A 15,477-nucleotide genomic window follows, 5' to 3' on the forward strand; every position below is an offset into this window, starting at 1 on the left:
CAAGTGCCGTTTCGGCGGTGCCGGGTGCGCGCATCATCGAAGAATGATCTTCAAGTCGAAACCGCAGCCCGATCTGGGTGTCGTCGTCCTGCGGGACGCCGACCGCATCGCCGAGGCCCTGACGGCGGCGCTCGCGCAGGCGAGCGACGCCGAGCGGCCCGGTCTCGAACGGGCCGTCGCGCTGGTCGCCGAGACGGAGCGGGTGAGCGAGGCCGAGTCGCGGGGGCGGTGGGTGTGGGAGCGGCTTGCCGCCGCCGGGTACGAGGGGCCTGCCGACTCGGTGCGGGCGATCAAGGTTCTCCGGCAGGCCGAGCCGTCGCTCACTTTGGCTGCGGCGGTGCGGCTTTCCAAGGACGCGGTGCGGCTGGACGCCCCTTGACCGTGCCCGGCACCTGTGGGCCGTCGTTCGGCTGACGCCCGGTGGCCGCTTCTCGCGCAGTTCCCCGCGCCCCTGAGGCATGCGCTGCGCGCAGCCTCCCCTGAGCGAGCGAAGCTCGCTCAGGGGCGCGGGGAACTGCGCGAGAAGGCTTGCTGGGGTGCGGGGAGTCGCGTGGCGCCGCCCGGGCCGCGGAGGGGGACCTCCTTGACCGCCAGCGCCGCGACCAGCGCAAGCGCCGAGACGATCGCAGCCAGCAAGAAGATCTGATGGGTGCCGGAGGCGACCGAGGACGCCGAAGTGCCCCGCGCCGTGGCCCGGTTGAAGAGCATGCCGAACACGGCGAGCCCCACCGAGGCCCCCAGCGTCCGGAACAGATTGGTGCCGGACGACGCGACGCCCAGGTCCCTCGGCTCCACACTGTTCTGCGCGATGGTCGTCGTCATCTGCGTGAAGAACCCCATGCCGATCCCGGTGACGACCATGTACACGGAAGCCGTGACGGCCGAGGTGCCCGTGCCCATGGTGGACAGCAGGGCGGTCCCGGCGACGAGGAAGACCCCGCCGAGCACCGGAAAGATCTTGTACCGCCCCGTCCGCGACATGACCCGCCCGCCGATCTGCGACACGATCACGACCGGCGCCATCAGCGGAACGAGCAGCAGCCCCGAGTCCGTCACGGACGTGTGCTGCACCGTCTGCTGGAACAGCGGCAGATAGAGCGAGGCGCCGAACATGACGACACCCAGGGCGAGCATCATCACCGAGGCCAGCCCGAAGTTGCGGTGCGCGAAGACCCGTAGCGGAAGCACCGGCTCGGACACCCGGCGCTGGACGGCGAGGAACGCGGCGAGACCGGCGACGGCGGCCACCAGCAGCCCGGCGACCTGCCAGGACCCCCACGCGTACCGCACGCCGCCCCAGGAGGTGGCGAGCACGACGGCGCTGATGGTCAGGGTCAGCAGGGCGATGCCGGCCCAGTCGATGCGGACCTTGGCGCGGTCGGCCGGACGGTCGGCGGGCAGCATCAGCGCGCACCAGGCGAACGCGATCAGCCCGAGCGGAAGGTTGATGTAGAAGGCCCAGCGCCAGCCCAGGTGCCCGGTGACGAGGCCGCCGACGAGCGGCCCGCCGATGGTGCCCAGCGCCATCACGGCGGCGGTCATCCCCTGATAGCGCCCGCGCTCGCGGGGCGGCACGAGGGACCCGATCAGCGCGAACGCGAGCCCGCCGAGCCCGCCGGCGCCCAGCCCCTGCACCACCCGGAACCCGATGAGCTGGCCCATGTCCTGGGCGGCGCCCGACAGCACGGACCCGGCGAGGAAGACGCCGATCGAGATCAGGAAGACGCGCTTGCGGCTGTAGAGGTCGCCGAGCTTGCCCCAGACCGGGGTGGAGACGGCGGTGGTCAGGGTGTAGGCGATCACGACCCACGACAGATGGGCCGCGCCGCCGAGGTCCCGGACGATCGTCGGCATCGAGGTGCCGACGATGTTGTTGTCGAGCATCGACAGGAGCATCGCGAGCATCACGCCGAGCATCGCCCAGCGCACAGAGAGGGAATCAGGCATGCCATCGAGAAAAGCACACTCGTTAAATAAGTGCAACGGATCAACTTTTTGAACGGGGCAACCCAAGAGGGGTAGAGTGTGACCATGACCGTCGAACCCCTGGGCCGCCGCGAACGCAAGAAGGCCGCCACCCGCCAGGCCCTCGCCGACGCCGCGCTGCGGCTCTTCCTGGAGCACGGGTACGACCAGGTCGGGATCCGCGACATCGCCGAGGCCGCCGACGTCTCCACGACCACCCTGTTCAAGCACTTCTCCGGCAAGGAAGCCCTCGTCTTCGACCTCGACGAGGGCCAGGAGGAGGACCTCGTCGCGGCGGTCCGGGACCGGCCCGAGGGCCGTACGATCCTTCGGTCGCTGCGCGAACTCGCGCACCGCTACCAGGAGTTGGACCCCTCCGACGCGGAGGGCGCGCGCTTCCGCGAGCTGATCGACGGCACCCGGGCGCTGCGCGAGTACGCCGAGCGGATGTGGCTGCGCCACCGCACCGCGCTGGCCCGAGCCATCGCCGAGGACACCGGCGCCCCCGAGGGCGATCCGGCGAGCGAGGCGCTGGCCGCGTTCGCGCTCCAGGCGATCCGCGTCGGCGACAGCCCCGAGGGTGTCGACATCGCCTTCGACATCCTGGAGCGCGGCTGGGACGCCACCCGCTCCCAGTGACACAGCGCACTTCTGCGCACCGTTCGCGCATGTTCTCGACGCCCCCGGGCAGGGGCCATCGACGTCACCCCTGAACCGGCCGACCGGCCGTTCGCGGTGCACGGGGGCAGCTCATGAACGGAAGGCGAAGCAGGACGTGTCAGCACAACAGACCATCCATGTCGGCGGCGAGTGGCGCGGTGCCGCCTCAGGGGCGACCCGCGAGATCATCGACCCGGCGGACGCCACGCCGTTCGCGGTGATCGCCGAGGGCGGCGCCGAGGACGCGGACGCCGCGATCGCCGCCGCCCGCCGCGCCTTCGACGAGGGCCCGTGGCCGCACACGCCCGTCGCCGAGCGCGCCGCGCTGCTGCGCCGGGTCGCCGACCTCCTCGTACGGGACCGGGAGAAGATCGGCCTCCTGGAGAGCCGGGACGCCGGGAAGACCGTCGAGGAGGGCCGCGTCGACGTCGACTGCGTCGCCGACGCCTTCCGCTACTTCGCCGACCTCGTCGTCGGCGAGGGCGCCGGACGCGTCGTCGACGCGGGCTCCGACGACATCCACAGCGTCGTCGTGCACGAGCCCGTCGGCGTCTGCTCGATGATCACGCCCTGGAACTACCCGCTGCTCCAGGCCAGTTGGAAGATCGCCCCGGCGCTCGCCGCGGGCAACACCTTCGTGATCAAGCCGAGCGAGATCACCCCGCTGACCACGGTCGTGCTCGTCGAGCTGCTGGCGGAGGCCGGACTCCCCGACGGCGTCGCCAACCTCGTCACCGGCCCCGGCGCCACCGTCGGCGCCCGCCTCGCCGACCACCCCGACGTCGACCTCGTCTCCTTCACCGGCGGCCTGGTCAGCGGCACCAAGGTGGCGCAGGCCGCCGCCGCGTCCGTGAAGAAGGTCGCCCTCGAACTCGGCGGCAAGAACCCGAACGTGGTCTTCGCCGACGCCTGCGAGACCGAGGACGGTTTCGACACGGCCGTCGACCAGGCGCTCAACGCCGCTTTCATCCACAGCGGGCAGGTCTGCTCCGCCGGTTCGCGGCTCATCATCGAGGAGTCGGTGCGCGAGCGCTTCGTCGCCGAACTCGCCCGCCGCGCCGAGAAGATCCGGCTCGGCCGCGGCACCGAGAAGGACGTCGAGTGCGGGCCGCTCGTCAGCGAGCAGCAGCGCGACAAGACCGAGTCCTTCGTCGCCTCCGCCCTCGCCGAGGGCGCCGTGCCCCGGTGCGGCGGCAAGCGCCCCGAGCCCAGCGACGTACGCCCGGCCACCGGCTACTTCTACGAGCCGACCGTCCTCGACCAGTGCCACCGCGAGATGCGCGTCGTGCGCGAGGAGACCTTCGGGCCGATCCTCACCGTCGAGACGTTCCGCACCGAGGACGAGGCCGTCGCGCTCGCCAACGACACCGAGTACGGGCTCGCGGGCGCCGTCTGGACCGCCGACGCGGGGCGCGCACGGCGCGTCGCCGGGCGGCTGCGGCACGGCACCGTCTGGATCAACGACTTCCACCCCTACCTGCCGCAGGCCGAATGGGGCGGCTTCGGGAAGAGCGGCGTCGGCCGCGAACTGGGCCCCGCCGGTCTCGCCGAGTACCGCGAGACCAAGCACATCTACCAGAACCTGGCACCGCGGCCGGTGCGCTGGTTCGCGGGCTGAGCTTTCCCGGTCGGCGGTCGGGTGCCGGCCGGTGGGGCTTCTCGCGCAGTTCCCCGCGCCCCTGAGGCGAGCTCCGCTCGCCCAGGGGAAGGCGGCGCGAAGCGCCTGCCTTCAGGGGCGCGGGGAACCGCGCGACCAGCCCCCACCGGCCCGCGGCCGCCCCACCACCGAACCCCCCTCACCATCACGCGCAGTACCTTGCAACCCAACGGAGTTGACGCATGCCGGAGAACCCCGAACAGCCCCAGCACATGTACGACTACGTCATCGTCGGCGGCGGCACCGCCGGATCAGTGATCGCCTCCCGCCTCACCGAGGACCCCGGCGTCACCGTCGCCGTCATCGAGGGCGGCCCCAGCGACATCGGCCGCGACGACGTGCTGACCCTGCGCCGCTGGCTCGGCCTGCTCGGCGGCGACCTCGACTACGGCTACACCACCACCGAGCAGCCGCGCGGCAACTCGCACATCCTGCACAGCCGCGCCAAGGTGCTCGGCGGCTGCTCGTCGCACAACACCCTCATCTCGTTCAAGCCGCTGCCCGGCGACTGGGACGAGTGGGCCGCGGCCGGCGCCACCGGCTGGGACCACAAGGCGATGGACCCCTACTTCGGCAAGCTCCGCAACAACATCGTCGCGGTCGGCGAGCTGGACCGGAACGCCATCGCCCGCGACTTCGTCGAGGCCGCGCAGGCGGCGACCGGCGTACCCCGCGTCGACGGCTTCAACAAGGCGCCGTTCAAGGACGGCGTCGGCTTCTTCGACCTCGCCTACCACCCCGAGAACAACAAGCGCTCGTCCGCCTCGGTGGCGTACCTGCACCCGCACATGGAGGCCGGCGACCGCCCCAACCTGACGCTCCTGCTGGAGACGTGGGCGCACAAGCTGGAGTTCGTCGACGGCACCCGGGCGAGCGGGGTGCGCGTGCGCACCAAGGACGGCGAGGAGAAGCTGATCACCGCGCGGCGCGAGGTCGTCGTCTGCGCCGGTGCCGTCGACACGCCCCGCCTGCTCCTGCACTCCGGCATCGGCCCCAAGGCCGACCTGGAGAAGCTCGGCATCCCCGTCGTGCACGACCTGCCGGGCGTCGGCGAGAACCTGCTCGACCACCCCGAGTCGGTCATCGTCTGGGAGACCGACGGGCCGATCCCCGACAACAGCGCCATGGACAGCGACGCGGGCCTGTTCATTCAGCGCGACCCCGAGGCCGCCGGGCCGGACCTGATGTTCCACTTCTACCAAATTCCGTTCACGGACAACCCCGAGCGGCTCGGCTACGAGAAGCCCGAGCACGGGGTGTCCATGACGCCGAACATCCCCAAGCCCAAGAGCCGCGGCCGCCTGTACCTGACCAGCGCGGACCCCGAGGCCAAGCCCGCCCTCGACTTCCGGTACTTCACCGACGAGGACGACTACGACGGGCGGACCCTCGTCGACGGCATCCGCATCGCCCGCGAGATCGCGAAGACGCAGCCGCTCGCCGGCTGGCTCAAGCGCGAGGTGTGCCCCGGCCCCGACGTCACGAGCGACGAGGAGCTGAGCGAGTACGCCCGTAAGGTCGCCCACACCGTCTACCACCCCGCGGGCACTTGCCGAATAGGGTCCGCTGACGATGAACTCGCCGTGGTCGACCCCGAGTTGAGGATCCGCGGGCTGCGGTCCATCCGTATTGCCGACGCGTCCGTCTTCCCGACGATGCCCGCGGTGAACCCGATGATCGGGGTGCTCATGGTCGGGGAGAAGTGCGCCGAGCTGATAGGTGGTGATGCGTGATGAGTACAGCCACTGATCCGCGTACGGAGACGGGCACCGAGACCGTCTTCTCCGTCCGCAACCTGTGGAAGGTCTTCGGCCCGAAGGCCGAACGCGTGCCGCAGCAGCAGGAGTTGGCGGACCTCGACGCCGCCGGGCTGCGCGCGAGGACCGGCTGCACCGCCGCCGTCCGCGACGTGTCCTTCGACGTCCGGCGCGGCGAGGTCTTCGTCGTCATGGGCCTGTCCGGCTCCGGCAAGTCCACGCTGGTGCGCTGCCTGACCCGGCTCATCGAACCCACCTCGGGCGAGCTGTCCATCCACGGCGAGGACGTCCTCGCCATGGACAAGTCCCGGCTGCGCGCGCTGCGCAGGCGCCGCGCCGCCATGGTCTTCCAGCACTTCGGGCTGCTGCCGCACCGCACCGTCCTCGACAACGTCGCCTACGGCCTGGAGATCCAGGGCGTCGGCCGCGCCGAGCGACGCGCCAGAGCCGCCGAGGTCGTCGCCAAGGTCGGCCTGGAGGGCCTGGAGGACCGCCGCCCCGGCCAGCTCTCCGGCGGCCAGCAGCAGCGCGTCGGCCTGGCCCGCGCGCTCGCCGTCGACCCCGAGGTCCTGCTCTTCGACGAGCCGTTCAGCGCCCTCGACCCGCTGATCCGCCGCGACATGCAGGAGGAGGTCGTGCGGCTGCACCGCGAGGAGGGCCGCACGATGGTCTTCATCACCCACGACCTGACCGAGGCGCTGCGCCTGGGCGACCGCATCGCCCTGATGCGCGACGGCCGGATCGTGCAGCTCGGCACGCCCGAGGAGATCGTGGGCGCCCCCGCCGACGACTACGTACGGGAATTCGTCCGCGATGTCCCCCGCGAGCAGGTCATGACCGTCCGCCGCGCCATGCGCCCCGCCGACACCGACGAGGCCGAGCGCGGCGCGGCGATCGCCCCGGACGCCACGGTCTCGGAGGCCATCGAGGCCGTCGCGCGGACCGGCTTCGCCGTACGGGTCATGGACGAAGGCCGCTGCCTGGGCATCGTCGACCACGAGCGGCTCATCGCGGCCGTCGGCGGCGCCCCGGCCCCCGCCACCACGGGTGCTCCCGCCACCGGCGAGGAGGCGGTATAGATGACCGCCGCCGTCACCGCCGCCCCGCCGTCGAAGACCGGCACGGGCGGCCTCAAGAACCTCAAGCCGCGCCACCGCGCCCTCGGCAAGCTCCTGCTGCTCGCCGTCGCCGCGGCGGTCCTCGTGCCGATTGCCACCGCCCAGTGGTCCGGGGCGAGTTGGCCGCACGCCCTCACCGTCGACGTGTCCGAACCGCTCGGCAGGGCCAGCGACTGGATCATCGACAACCGGGACAGCTCACCCCTGTTCCTGTACTTCCTCGGCCACGTCAGCAACGCGCTGATCATCGCCATCCGCGCCGTCTACGTCGTGCTCCTCGCCGCCGGCTGGGCGGGCGTCACCGCCGCCGCGGGCCTGATCGCCTGGCGCGTCGCGGGCTGGCGCCTCGCCGCGTCCGCCGTCGTCGCGTTCCTCGCCTGCGGCGCCCTCGGCATGTGGGTGCCGACCATGCAGACGCTCGCGCTGATGGTCGTCGCCGTGCTCGCCTCGGTCGTGCTCGGCGCCCTGCTCGGCCTCGCCGCGGGCCTCAGCGAGCGCATGTTCCGCGTGCTGCGCCCGGTCCTCGACACCATGCAGGTGCTGCCCGCGTACGCGTATCTGCTCCCGGTCGTCCTGATCTTCGGCATGGGTGTCCCGGCCGCGGTGCTCGCCACCGTCGTCTACGCCGCCCCGCCCATGGCCCGCCTGACCGCGCTCGGCCTGCGCTCCGCCGACGGCGGCGTCATGGAGGCCGTCACCTCGCTCGGCGCGACGGCCCGCCAGCGCCTGTTCTCCGCGCGCCTGCCGCTGGCCCGGAAGGAACTCCTCCTCGGCCTCAACCAGACGATCATGATGGCCCTGTCGATGGCCGTCATCGCCTCCGTCATCGGCGCCGCCGGCCTCGGTGACCGCGTCTACCAGGCGCTCGCCTCGGTCGACGTCGGCGCCGCGCTCGCCGCGGGCATCCCGATCGTGCTGCTCGCCGTGATCCTCGACCGGGTCACCGGCGCGGCGGGCGAGAAGATCGGCTCGCACGAGGCACCGGCCCGCTGGAAGTGGGGCGTCGTCGCGGCGGGCACGCTCGTCGTCGCGCTCGTGGCCCGTTTCGCGGACCGGCTCGACTGGCCGGACGCCTGGGTCGTGAACATCGCGCCGACCGTGAACGACGCCGTCGACTGGATGACCGACCACCTCTACACCGGCGTCCCGTACGTCGGCGGCACCGCCGACTGGGCCGCGCACTTCACCACCTGGATCCTCGACCCGGTCCGCTCGGGCCTGACCTGGCTCCCGTGGTGGTCCGTCCTCCTGATCGTCGCCGCGCTGGCCTGGCTGATCGGCACCTGGCGCACCGCGCTGACCGCCGTCCTCGCCATGGCCGCGATCGGCTACCTCGGCGTGTGGAAGGCGTCCCTCGACACGCTCTCCCAGGTCCTGGCCGCCGTCGCGGTGACCCTGGTCCTCGGTTTCGCGATCGGCATCGCGGCGGCCCGCAGCAACCGTTTCGAACGCCTGCTCCGCCCGGTCCTGGACGTCTTCCAGACGATGCCGCAGTTCGTGTACCTGATCCCGGTCGTCGCCCTGTTCGGCGTCGGCCGCGCCCCGGCCGTCGCGGCGGCCGTCGTGTACGCCCTTCCGGCCGTCGTCCGCATCACCACGCAGGGCCTGCGCCAGGTCGACCCGGCGGCGCTCGAAGCCTCCCGCTCGATGGGCGCGACCACGGCCCAGCAGCTCCGCCAGGTCCAACTCCCGCTCGCGCGACCCGCGTTGCTTCTCGCCGTCAACCAGGGCGTCGTGCTGACCCTCGCCGTCGTCATCATCGGCGGCCTGGTCGGCGGTGGCGCGCTCGGCTACGACGTCGTGTTCGGCCTCGCCCAGGGCGACCTGGCCACCGGCCTGGTCGCGGGCGCCGCCATCGTCTGCCTGGGCCTGATGCTGGACCGGGTGACGCAGCCGACGGGCCGCCGCACGCACGAAGGAAAGGGGGCGTGAGCAGGATGAAGCACACTCATCGCTGTGCGGCCGTGGTCGCCGCCTCCGGAGCCCTTCTGGCCGTGACCGGTCTGACGGGCTGCGGCGCGGCGGACATGACGAAGCAGTCGTCGCCGTTCGCCAACGCCAAGGGCGCCAAGACGGTGACCCTCTCCGTCCAGTCCTGGGTCGGCGCCCAGGCCAACGTGGCCGTCGCCCAGTACCTCCTGGAGCACGAGCTCGGCTACCGCGTCGACACCGTCCAGGTCGACGAGGTCCCCGCCTGGGACGCCCTCAGCCAGGGCCGCGTCGACGCGATCCTGGAGGACTGGGGCCACCCCGACCAGGAGGCCCGCTACGTCAAGGACAAGAAGACCATCGTCGCGGGCGGCGGCCTCGGCGTCACCGGCCACATCGGCTGGTTCGTCCCGACGTACTTCGCGAAGCAGCACCCGGACATCACGAACTGGAAGAACCTCGACAAGTACGCGGATCAGCTCAAGACCGCCGAGAGCGGCGGCAAGGGCCAGCTCCTCGACGGCTCACCCTCGTACGTCACGAACGACAAGGCGCTGGTCCAGAACCTGAAGCTGAACTACCAGGTCGTCTTCTCCGGCTCGGAAGCCGCGCAGATCACCCAGATCAAGCAGTTCGCGAAGCAGAAGAAGCCGTTCCTGACGTACTGGTACACCCCGCAGTGGCTGTCGAAGCAGGTCCCGATGACGGAGGTGAAGCTGCCCCCGTACAAGGAGGGCTGCGACGCCGACCCGAAGAAGATCACCTGCGCCTATCCGACGACACCGCTCCAGAAGTTCTTCAACGCGGACTTCGCGAAGTCGGGCGGCGAGGCGGCGGCCTTCCTGAAGAAGTTCCGCTGGACGACGGACGACCAGAACGAGGTCTCCCTCCTGATCGCCGACAAGAAGCTGTCGCCGGAGGCTGCGGCGAAGAAGTGGGTCGACGGTCACCGGTCCACGTGGGAGGCGTGGCTGCCAAAGTAGCCGTGCCCCGTACCGTCGGCCCGCGTGTCGGATCAGACGCGCGGGCCGTCGTGCACATTGTGCTGGCTCAGCTCGACGGCGAGCCGGGAGGCGGTGACGAAGTCGCGGTCGTCGTGGAGGACCACCAGACCGTGGTGTGCCGCGGTTGCGCACAGTTGGAGGTCCACGGCGGAGAGAGCCTGGTGGCAGCCGGCGTCGGCGGCGCGTCGCTGCAGGCCGCCGATCCACAGACCGGCGTTCTTGGGTACCGCCACATCGCCGTAGAGGTCGGTGAACATGGAGCTGAGGCCGTCGAACTCAACCAAGTTCCTTGCGGAGGTGAGGACTTCGGTGCGCTGCGGATAGCAGGACGCGATCTCGCCGTCCGCGATGGTCTCGTGCCACGACTCGTGGAGCTTTCGGTCGCGCAGGAGGCGCCAGAGAGCGGACGAGTCGAGCAGATACTTGATCACTGGCGGTGCGTGTCCTTGTCTGCCTGGTGTGCCGCTTCGGCGCCTTCGATGTCCCAGTCCTTGGCCAGCTCGAAGTACTTTTCATGGGCGGCCGCGCGAATCCTGCGCATGTTGTACTCCTGCAGTGCGGCGGCCACTGCGGCGGTCTTCGTCCGGTGCCCGCCGAGTCGCTTGGCTGTTTCCAGTTCCTCGTCGTCGATGTCGATGTGCGTGAGGGACATGGCAGCCTCCTGGATGTACATAACCAGACTCAATCTCCCAATTTACTGTACATAGACCTGTGGGATCTCACCTTTTGTCCAGATCGGAGCGGCATCCCCGGCACAGCCCGCCCGGCAAGGCCTCCGGCCGCCCCGGTCGCCCGCAGTCCGTGCACTCCACGAGCGTGCGGTGCGTCGTCGGTACGGGCACGTGGGCGGCCCGCGCGCGCCGCGGCGGCAGCTTGTCGCGGAGGCGGACGGCGACGAAGGCCCGGGGCGAGTGGACGGTGGCGGGCAGGCCGCCGGTCATGGCCTGGGTGAACAGCTGCGAGTCGGGCTCGCGGGCGATCCACTCGGCGGCGGCGGCTTCGAGCGTGGCGCAGTCGGCCGCCGAGAGGGTCAACCGGGGATCGCGGAGCCCGAGTTGGGCGAGGCGTCGGTAGGCGTCGGAGCGGGGCTGCTGCGGCTGCGGTTCCTCGGCTCCGGGCTCCGGTACGTCACCGTCGAGGAACCGGGCCCACCAGTCGTCATCGCGTGCGACGCGCGACCAGTACGTGTGGAACACCCACCGGGTCGTGCCGTCCCCGGCGCCGGGTTCGGAGAGCCGCCGCACGCGCCGCAGGTGCCCGGCGGCGGACAGCTCGTTCAGCGCGCTGCGCACCGCCGCCTGTCCGTAGAGGGGCTGTTCCTTGGCGAGCGTCTTCGCGTCTATGGCGGCCTGCTCGGGCAGCGCGTCGATGAACCCCGCGAGGGAGCGGGCCCGCAGGGGGAGGTGCGCGAAGGAGTCGCGGCGCAGGGCGCCTTGGTCCGGGGTGCCGCGTTTTCCGTAACCGGGGTTGGCCAGGGGGTGTGCGGGGGAGGGCAGGCCGGAGATAGAGTTTTCGGTAGCCATTGGATCGTCCTTAGCGATCTGGGTGGTCAGACCCCGGCAGGTGTTCCAGCACCTGGTCGGGGTCGTCTGTTGTTGGGCACGCTAAAGGGTGGCGACCGTGTGTCGCAACCTGGTCGCGGAAAGTCACACCGGCTGCCCAAGTGGGCAGGGAGGGAGGGTGGGTTGAGACCCGACCACCCATTCCTTACAGGCAGCGCTCGGGTACCGGGGCTCGAAGCTCAGACGGTACGAGCGTGCGCCAGGAAGGCATTCCAGGCGGGCGCGGAGGCGCTGAAGGTGGGACTCTGGGGCCCGAGCTTCGAGTCGCGGAGGTAAATGCGGGTGGGGGAGGTGGCGGCTTCGAGGCAATTGCCGCCCTGGCTGTCGCTGTAGCTCGACTTGAACCACGTCAGGCTGGCGTTCACAGTGCCTGCGCCACCTTTCTAATGAAACCGGCCGAATCCTCGGGGCTGAGAGCGTGCATGCGGATCATGTCATGGGTCCTGGTCAGCTGACTGACCTTGTCCGCCTCGGCGTACAGAGCACTGGTCTCCTGCCCCTCCACGTACGCGTAGCGCTCGTGGTCGGCCGTCTCCAGAAGTGCGATGGGACCGTTGAGCGCGACACCGTACGCCCGCCCGAAGGGCAGCACCTGAATCAACACGTTCCGCAACTCACCAACCGAAAGCAGATGTTGAAGCTGCTGCTGCATCACCTCGCGCCCGCCCACCTGTGACCGCAGCGCCGCCTCGAACATCACGAAGCTGAACATCACGCCCGTACGGACCTTCAACGCCTCCTGACGCTTGAGCCGCCCGGCGACGCGCTCCTCCACGGTCTCGTCGTCGAGCGGCGGGGAACTGGCGCCGATCAGCTCCTTCGCGTACTCGGGCGCTTGGAGAAGCCCAGGGACGAGCAGCGGCTCGTACGAACTGACCGCGATGGCGTCCTTCTCCAGAGCCATGAACTCCTGCGATCGCTGCGGATGCGGCTCAGGCTTCAGGAACTCCTGGGCGGCGATGAGTTTGCCACCCGCGTTGCACATCTGATCGGCGATCTGGAGCAGCCGGATGGTGGGCTTCCGCCGCCCGTTCTCCATGGACTTCACGTACTCGCAGCCGTACCCGGCCTCCTTGGCCAGTATCTCGCGGTCGACGCCCGCCTCGGTGCGCCACAACTTGATCTGACTACCGCAGTAGCGCCACGCGAGATTCGTCTCGGCTGACATCGGCACGCACCACTTCCCTCAGGGGCCACGACAGGTACAACTACCCGAAGTACATGCGCCGTTACTCCCGAGCGTACGCGCGAACCGGGACGGTGAACGCATGCAGACCACACCGCCGACGCAACTCCCCCAGGACATCGAGTGGCGCCTGCCGCGTGACGCGCGGAGTGTGCGCAGAGCGCGCCTGCTCTTCCGGGAGACGGCGGCGCGCTGGGCGCTGCCCACAGATGTCACGGACACGGCGGAACTGCTGCTCAGCGAGCTGATGACGAACGCGTACCGCCACGCGAAGGCCCCGGCGGGCCGGGAGATCAGGGCGCGGGCGACCCTGACGGAGAACACTCTCCGGGTAACGGTGACGGACGCGAGCGACGTACTGCCGACCCCGCGCTCGGCGTCCCCGGAGGAGGAGTCGGGGCGGGGGCTGGCGCTGGTGGAGATGCTGGCGGGGGAGTGGGGCGCGGAGGTGCGCGACTGCGGGGTGGGCAAGTCGGTGTGGTTCGAGCTGATCCGCGTACCGGGAGAGAAACCGGAAGCGTAGGTGCTCAGGGCTCAGGGCTCAGGCGTTGATGGCGTGTTCGGTGAACCGGCCGCAGGCGCGGAACCCCAGGCGGCGGTAGACGGGCTCGCCGTCGGCCGACGCCTGGAGGACGGCGATGCGGTGATCGCGGTCGCGGGCCGCGCGGAGTGCGGCGAGGGTGATGGCGCCGCCGTAGCCCTGTCGGCGGTCGGCGGCGAGGGTGGAGATGTTGTAGATGCCGGCGACTCCCGCGTGGTGGAACACTTCGGCGGAGCAGACCGGGCGCCCGTCCACGTAACCGACCAGATATCGGGCGGGAGAGTGCGCGGCCAGCGCGTCCGGGACGGCCTGGGCGAAGAAGCGGCGGACGGTGGCGGCGGGCGGATCCCAGTTCGCGGCGAGAACCAGGGCGTAGTCGGCGAGTTGGTCGGGCGTGGCCACGCTCTGGATGTCCAGCTCTGGAACGTCGGGGGTCGGCGGCGAGGAGTCCAGTTCGGCCCACATGGCCGTCTCGTGCTCGGACGCCGGCAGACCGGCCGCGGTGAGACGGTCGCTGAGATCAGGGGGCGTGGAGGCGGGCCCCACCCACCAGGAGAAGGTACGGCCGGTGCGGGCCAGCGCGTCAACGGTCTCGGCGATACGGGCCGGGGCGTCGGCGGCGGTGAAGCGGGCCGCGGCGACGATGTTGAAGGTGTCGTCGTCAAGACCACTGTCGGCGACGAGCAGCCCGCGCCCGTCCGCGACGGTCGCACCGGCCATGTTCCGGTGCAGATGGCAGGCGTGCTCCGCCAGATTCCGTTCCATCCTGTCGAGCAGGTCGGCTTCGCCGAGTTTGTCGGGGGAGTGATCGTCCATAGTGGCCGATCACAGCACGGGCTGCCGTCGATCGCCCCCGATTTTCCACTGCATGCCCCGGTGTCGCGCCGAGGCGGCACAACGCGGGGCCATGTGCATACCGCCGGGAAGATCCCTTGGTCAACGGCTCGTTTCGCAGCGAAATTTCTCGATCAGGGGCGGCAGGTAAGGGCCCTCGTCGTCGAGCGATTCGGCGAAAGCCAGTAGCTTCGCGGCAAGGGAAGCCTCGTTTTCACGGAAGAACTCACCGCAGCGCAGCAGCGCCGTGAGCAGGTCGTCATCCAGGAACATCAGACCTTGCTCCCGCTCGGCGAGGAGGCGTTCGAGAGCGTAGGGGACCAGGAATTTCAGTCCAATTTTCTGGCCTATCAACCTCGCCAGCTCCCACGCCGAGAGGCTGTCGACCGGGCGCCCACGGAGGTCGGCGACGCTACGTTCGAGTGTAGTGGAATGCGGGGCTGGAGGGCTCCATTTCTCGCCCTCCAGCTGTTCGAGAGTGAGTCGCGGGTCGAATGGCAAATCTGACATTATGCCCTCGGTTAGCCTTCCCTTTTTGTACCTAATTGGTTTACTTTCGATTGCCTATTGAGTGGAGGAAACCGTTCATCCGGTCCAGCTCGTATATGACCCGGTCGCGTTTATGCATCAAGACTTCGAGGCCTCGGTTAGTAACTTCTTGGCCTGGATTTTCAAGCTCCCTTTCAATGACTCTGCGAATTTTATCCAGCCCGTTCCTTGCTTGCTGCAAGTCTGCGATGTGATCGAACGGTGTGCCATCCGGTTTGCGGGCCACCACTTCACCGTTCGCTTCACGTCGAGCGGCGGCACCTCTTGGTATCAACTGCTGCCCGGCTATGGGACCGCCGCGCGGAAGAGAGCAAGAAGATCCTGGGCCGGCAGGCCGTCCGCGTCGAAGAACTGTGTGGTCAGCGCGGGTGGCACGGCCGTTCCGTGCATGCGGACCTCGTGACAGCTGAAACAGAACGCCGCCTCGAACAGCGCCAGATCGAGAGAGTCCTCGTACGCCCGGATGCTCCAGCCCGGTGAGAACCCGCAGCGGTGCTGTTCACCGCCGGGCAAGCTCTCGACCAAGCCCAGGGCATCGGCGGCCTCACTCCCGACCCAGTGGGCGACAACCCTGCCGGGATACGGATCGCCCCGCTCGGCCGGAAGGGCGGAGATCCGCACGACCTCGATCAACGCCGTGGCGGCAACGGCTTCGGCAGGCAGTCGCATGTGCGTAGTCTGCCTGCCGGCCGGGCAACGGCTTGGCGCGAGGGGA

18 protein-coding genes are annotated in these 15,477 nt (G+C 70.1%); 8 read left to right on the plus strand and 10 right to left on the minus strand.

The window, feature by feature from the left end; all coding sequences use genetic code 11:
• Positions 1-43: 43 nt before the first annotated feature.
• On the plus strand, positions 44-379 hold the full coding sequence (locus tag ABII15_RS23540) for a hypothetical protein (RefSeq protein WP_353944272.1): 336 nt from the start codon (positions 44-46) through the stop codon (positions 377-379).
• 119 nt (positions 380-498) lie between these two features.
• On the opposite strand, the gene ABII15_RS23545 is transcribed toward ABII15_RS23540, so the two are convergent.
• Entirely contained in the window at positions 499-1,947 is a 1,449-nt protein-coding gene (locus tag ABII15_RS23545) for an MDR family MFS transporter (RefSeq protein WP_353944273.1), read from the minus strand.
• 84 nt (positions 1,948-2,031) lie between these two features.
• Here ABII15_RS23545 and ABII15_RS23550 point away from each other — a divergent pair, with 84 nt between their 5' ends.
• The 6 genes from ABII15_RS23550 to ABII15_RS23575 all read left to right on the plus strand — a co-directional run bounded on the left by ABII15_RS23550 (position 2,032) and on the right by ABII15_RS23575 (position 10,069).
• Entirely contained in the window at positions 2,032-2,604 is a 573-nt protein-coding gene (locus ABII15_RS23550; protein ID WP_353944274.1) for a TetR family transcriptional regulator, read from the plus strand.
• 136 nt (positions 2,605-2,740) lie between these two features.
• Positions 2,741-4,243: an aldehyde dehydrogenase family protein gene (locus ABII15_RS23555; RefSeq protein ID WP_353944275.1), complete on the plus strand. Its 1,503-nt coding sequence runs from the start codon at positions 2,741-2,743 to the stop codon at positions 4,241-4,243.
• A gap of 251 nt (positions 4,244-4,494) precedes the next feature.
• Positions 4,495-6,015: a GMC oxidoreductase gene (locus tag ABII15_RS23560; protein WP_353947167.1), complete on the plus strand. Its 1,521-nt coding sequence runs from the start codon at positions 4,495-4,497 to the stop codon at positions 6,013-6,015.
• Complete coding sequence (locus ABII15_RS23565; RefSeq protein ID WP_353944276.1) at positions 6,015-7,118, plus strand: glycine betaine/L-proline ABC transporter ATP-binding protein; 1,104 nt, start codon at positions 6,015-6,017, stop codon at positions 7,116-7,118. Before ABII15_RS23560 ends, ABII15_RS23565 begins: the two co-directional genes overlap by 1 nt.
• Complete coding sequence (locus tag ABII15_RS23570; protein ID WP_353944277.1) at positions 7,119-9,089, plus strand: ABC transporter permease subunit; 1,971 nt, start codon at positions 7,119-7,121, stop codon at positions 9,087-9,089.
• 5 nt (positions 9,090-9,094) lie between these two features.
• Positions 9,095-10,069: an ABC transporter substrate-binding protein gene (locus ABII15_RS23575; protein ID WP_353947168.1), complete on the plus strand. Its 975-nt coding sequence runs from the start codon at positions 9,095-9,097 to the stop codon at positions 10,067-10,069.
• Positions 10,070-10,101: 32 nt separating this feature from the next.
• Here ABII15_RS23575 and ABII15_RS23580 read toward each other — a convergent pair whose 3' ends face one another.
• The 5 genes from ABII15_RS23580 to ABII15_RS23600 form a co-directional block, all read right to left on the minus strand.
• Positions 10,102-10,518, minus strand: coding sequence for a PIN domain-containing protein (locus ABII15_RS23580; RefSeq protein ID WP_353947169.1), 417 nt, complete (start codon positions 10,516-10,518; stop codon positions 10,102-10,104).
• The gene (locus tag ABII15_RS23585; protein WP_353944278.1) at positions 10,518-10,742 is read right to left on the minus strand and encodes a type II toxin-antitoxin system VapB family antitoxin; all 225 of its coding nucleotides are present in this window, start codon (positions 10,740-10,742) and stop codon (positions 10,518-10,520) included. Before ABII15_RS23585 ends, ABII15_RS23580 begins: the two co-directional genes overlap by 1 nt.
• A 67-nt stretch (positions 10,743-10,809) precedes the next feature.
• Positions 10,810-11,613 carry a hypothetical protein gene (locus ABII15_RS23590; RefSeq protein WP_353944279.1) on the minus strand — a complete coding sequence of 268 codons (804 nt, stop codon included), beginning with the start codon at positions 11,611-11,613 and terminating at the stop codon, positions 10,810-10,812.
• Positions 11,614-11,831: 218 nt separating this feature from the next.
• The gene (locus ABII15_RS23595; RefSeq protein WP_353944280.1) at positions 11,832-12,017 is read right to left on the minus strand and encodes a DUF397 domain-containing protein; all 186 of its coding nucleotides are present in this window, start codon (positions 12,015-12,017) and stop codon (positions 11,832-11,834) included.
• On the minus strand, positions 12,014-12,820 hold the full coding sequence (locus tag ABII15_RS23600) for a helix-turn-helix transcriptional regulator (RefSeq protein WP_353944281.1): 807 nt from the start codon (positions 12,818-12,820) through the stop codon (positions 12,014-12,016). Before ABII15_RS23600 ends, ABII15_RS23595 begins: the two co-directional genes overlap by 4 nt.
• 100 nt (positions 12,821-12,920) lie before the next feature.
• Between ABII15_RS23600 and ABII15_RS23605 the strand changes: the two genes are divergently transcribed.
• Positions 12,921-13,361: an ATP-binding protein gene (locus ABII15_RS23605; RefSeq protein WP_353944282.1), complete on the plus strand. Its 441-nt coding sequence runs from the start codon at positions 12,921-12,923 to the stop codon at positions 13,359-13,361.
• Positions 13,362-13,379: 18 nt separating this feature from the next.
• On the opposite strand, the gene ABII15_RS23610 is transcribed toward ABII15_RS23605, so the two are convergent.
• The 4 genes from ABII15_RS23610 to ABII15_RS23625 form a co-directional block, all read right to left on the minus strand.
• Positions 13,380-14,144, minus strand: a complete 765-nt coding sequence (locus ABII15_RS23610; protein WP_353947170.1) for a GNAT family N-acetyltransferase — start codon at positions 14,142-14,144, stop codon at positions 13,380-13,382.
• A gap of 171 nt (positions 14,145-14,315) precedes the next feature.
• On the minus strand, positions 14,316-14,714 hold the full coding sequence (locus ABII15_RS23615) for a contact-dependent growth inhibition system immunity protein (protein ID WP_353944283.1): 399 nt from the start codon (positions 14,712-14,714) through the stop codon (positions 14,316-14,318).
• A gap of 49 nt (positions 14,715-14,763) precedes the next feature.
• Positions 14,764-15,036 carry a polymorphic toxin type 28 domain-containing protein gene (locus tag ABII15_RS23620; protein WP_353944284.1) on the minus strand — a complete coding sequence of 91 codons (273 nt, stop codon included), beginning with the start codon at positions 15,034-15,036 and terminating at the stop codon, positions 14,764-14,766.
• Between the two features lie 11 nt (positions 15,037-15,047).
• Positions 15,048-15,431, minus strand: coding sequence for a hypothetical protein (locus ABII15_RS23625; protein ID WP_353944285.1), 384 nt, complete (start codon positions 15,429-15,431; stop codon positions 15,048-15,050).
• Positions 15,432-15,477 lie beyond the last annotated feature (46 nt).

Origin of the sequence: Streptomyces sp. HUAS MG91 (assembly GCF_040529335.1) — a bacterium.
GTDB lineage: Bacteria > Actinomycetota > Actinomycetes > Streptomycetales > Streptomycetaceae > Streptomyces > Streptomyces tabacisoli.